Annotated in this window: 2 protein-coding genes and 1 pseudogene; all 3 read right to left on the bottom strand. The window is 52.0% G+C overall.

All coding sequences use genetic code 11. From position 1 onward, the window contains the following. On the bottom strand, positions 1 to 1,366 hold a 1,366-nt coding region (locus tag WBC85_RS07310), incomplete at its 3' end, for an HAD-IC family P-type ATPase (RefSeq protein ID WP_424434595.1). Between the two features lie 371 nt (positions 1,367 to 1,737). Continuing rightward, positions 1,738 to 2,214, bottom strand: coding sequence for a disulfide bond formation protein B (locus tag WBC85_RS07315; protein WP_424434592.1), 477 nt, complete (start codon positions 2,212 to 2,214; stop codon positions 1,738 to 1,740). Between the two features lie 121 nt (positions 2,215 to 2,335). After that, positions 2,336 to 3,109, bottom strand: a pseudogene (locus WBC85_RS07320) (sialidase family protein); the annotation flags it as partial.

Consider the following 3,109-nt stretch of genomic DNA (forward strand, 5'->3'; position numbering starts at 1 on the left):
CTGTTAGCGTGCCGGTTTTGTCGACGATCAAGGTATCAACCTTTTCGAACCGTTCCAACGCTTCGGCGTTTTTGATCAGAACACCCGCTTGCGCACCGCGACCAGTGGCCGTCATGATTGACATCGGCGTCGCCAGACCAAGCGCACAAGGACACGCGATAATCAGCACCGCAACCGCAGAAATGAGCGCGTATGACAGCGCAGGAGCCGGACCCCAAAGCGCCCAAGCGCCAAAGGCAAGAACCGCCACCAAGATCACAATCGGCACGAAGAACCCTGCGACTTGGTCTGCATATTTCTGGATCGGTGCGCGGCTGCGTTGCGCGCTCGATACCATTTCGACGATTTGGGACAACATCGTATCAGACCCGACCCGTGTGGCCGCAATCACCAGACTACCTGTGCCGTTGATCGTCGCACCCGTGACTGTATCGCCTTCGACCTTTTCGACAGGCACAGGTTCGCCTGTAATCATGCTTTCGTCGATGGACGAGCGCCCTTCGGTCACTGTTCCATCCACCGGAACCTTGTCACCGGGGCGGACACGAACGTGGTCACCGACCAAAACATCCTCAAGCGGGATTTCTTCTTCAGTGCCATCTGCGCGGATCACACGTGCGGTTTTGGCCGCCATATCAAGCAGCGCGCGGATCGCCTTGCCCGTGCCTTCACGCGCCCGCAGTTCCATAACTTGCCCCAGTAGAACCAAGGTCACAATCACCGCTGCAGCCTCAAAATAGACGCCGACGTTGCCGTCTACATCGCGAAAGCCACTTGGGAAGATCGAGGGGACAAGAACAGCGACGATGCTGAATATCCACGCAGCCATGACGCCCATCGCAATCAACGAGAACATGTTGAGGTTCATGGTTTTGAAAGAATTCCAGCCGCGCACAAGGAACGGCCAGCCGCTATACAGGACGACTGGCGTGCCTAGGACCAGTTCGATCCAAAGCGTCGCGCGTTCGCCGAATATGTCGCGCACAGGCAGGCCCAGATATGGGCCCATCGTCAGGATCAACAACGGAATTGTCAGAACTGCGCCAAACCAGAAACGGCGTGTGAAATCGATAAGCTCGTGGTTGGGTCCATCATCCATTGTCCCCGATTCCAACTCCAGTCCCATGCCGCAGATCGGGCAGGATCCCGCATGCGGTTGGCGCACGTCCGGGTGCATCGGACATGTGTAGACAGCGCCATCAAATCCGACAGGAACAGTATCCAGATCACCAGCGGGCACATTTTCGGCCCCGTGACGATGGTCATGGCCTGCGTGTGCCGCCGCATCTGCTTCGGCTTTTGGCACGAGATGCATCCCGCATTTAGGACAATCACCCGGCCCGTCTTGTTGGACTTCGGGGTGCATCGGGCAAATATAAAGAAATGTGTCGGCGGGTGAATGTGAATGTTGCATGATGAAATTGTTCCTTCATTTGAATGACTGGCAGAATTGGCAAAGTTTCCCGCCTATTTTCCAGAGCAGCAGCCGAAGGCTGTACAATTGTTTGCGCTTGATATGATCCGGATCTTTAAGTCTGCTGCAGAAAAAGCGCTGACGATACGTCTCTAAACTTATTATCTGTGGTAGCGGGAATCAGCAGAATTTACATTTGTTTTAAGTTACAGGTCCTTTTGATAAAACAGGGTCATATCAAGTAGACGTTTCATTCCGCGCGACATTACAGATCTAAATTAATAAATTTGACATGCCCTCGAAGCGGCAGTCATTGCCAAGTACTAGGTGCGTTTTATGAAAGCACAAACCCAAAGCCCGACTAGTACAACGCTGAATAATGCATTCCAACTTGCCATCGAAAGCGTCAAAAACTCCCACGAGACCTGATCACACATAACGAGTGCGGGTTGATCAATGGACGTCGGCAACAAGTCGGAAACTGACATCTGGGACAAATCCAACCCGGTACCAGTGCAGGTTGTTGGGCCTTCCCACCAATCGCGTTCGATTCCGGTGTGATACAAGCCGATACCAGATGTCGCCGCTGCAGCGAGCGCACCTAGAAAATATACAAACTTGTGACGTAGCCCGATCAGAACGAGAAGACCCAATAAGATGGCCGCAGTATGGGGATATCTCTGCCAGATGCAAATTGCACAGGGCGCATAGCCAATCGCCTGAAACATCCATGCTCCGGCCAGCAGCACAAAAGAACCGAAAGACGCGAGCATGCCAAACTGGTAAGACTTTAAAGCCATGGATATTCCCCAAAAAACATTTCACTAAAGTGTGACGGGTCTTCAGTAAAAGGTCCATCAGAGTAGGGCGTTGTAACCAGAAGATTTTGTATCTGTTTGTAACAGATTACCGACAACGTCATTATAATGGTGCGAAAGCTAAGTTGATTCTAGATTCAGCATTCGGATCAGAATTGGCTTCCGTTGCTGGTTGGGTCCACGCTATATAAATGCCCTCTGGCGTACGTGCCATTCGTGGGAAATTGACTGATCCGTCGCCGCTATTCACGGTGACAATTTGAGCGTCCTCACAAGGTGCTCCAAGGTCCAATTTACACGCGAAAATAACTTCATCGTCTTTTTGCCATTCTACCCATGTGACAAGCGCTGAACTTTCGGTCAGCATCATGACATCAACCCGTCCGACTGCTTCCCCAAAATCAATCCGTATAGGCGCATCAAAGTTAGCGCCATTGTCCCGTGAAAACGCAACTTTTACTGCCGGAACAACGTTTGCACCCGTAAACCAAGCAACCACCGCTGTTTGCTCCATTGCATCAATGGCAGGACCGTTAACGGGGCAACCCGAAATTTCCCAACCATCAGGATAAACGATGCTGGAGGGCAACCAATCGCCATCCACTTTCCTGGCAACAGCAATATCGCGAATGTCAGCGTCAGTCTTGTCGCGATAGGCGATTAGGACTGTACCATCTGCGGTGGTCGTGGCCGAGGTCTGACAGCATGTGCAGGTCTGTTCATCTAACAACGAATCTTTCACGAGCACGCCATCCGATCTAATGTCAGTTGTACGCAACTGCATCGCGTCGGGCAGCCTTTGATCGGCGCGATCGAGAATGTTTTTTCCATAAGCCCGACCATCTAGCCAAACACTTAGCAGCGTAGTGTCGTTAAT

This window comes from Planktotalea sp. (assembly GCF_049680325.1).
GTDB lineage: Bacteria > Pseudomonadota > Alphaproteobacteria > Rhodobacterales > Rhodobacteraceae > Planktotalea.